This window comes from Bradyrhizobium sp. sGM-13 (assembly GCF_018398875.1).
GTDB lineage: Bacteria > Pseudomonadota > Alphaproteobacteria > Rhizobiales > Xanthobacteraceae > Bradyrhizobium.
The window spans coordinates 1-232 of the sequence record NZ_JAGWDK010000451.1; the positions used below are offsets into that span (position 1 = coordinate 1).

Annotated in this window: 1 protein-coding gene; it reads right to left on the minus strand. The window is 62.9% G+C overall.

What is annotated here, in order from left to right; genetic code table 11:
- A partial coding sequence (locus KJQ96_RS39625) for a DUF167 family protein (RefSeq protein ID WP_305831106.1) occupies nt 1–180 on the minus strand: 180 nt, incomplete at its 3' end.
- Nucleotides 181–232 lie beyond the last annotated feature (52 nt).

The following is a 232-nucleotide window of genomic DNA, read 5'->3' on the forward strand; positions in this document are numbered from 1 at the left end:
CAGCAGTTCCGTGACCGCACGGTTGGCCTCGCCGCCATCAGCGATGGCGCGGACGCGAACCTTCACCACGGAACGGCCGTTGGCGAGCGTTTCAACGCCGTCGATGTCATCGCGCCCTCCACGTGGCGTCACTCGCAGTGCGACACTGATGCCCTCGGTGGAGTAACGCCAAGGATCCATCAGCTAGCGGCGCCCGCGGTCAGATGACGTTTGGATAGATGTAGTAGAGGAT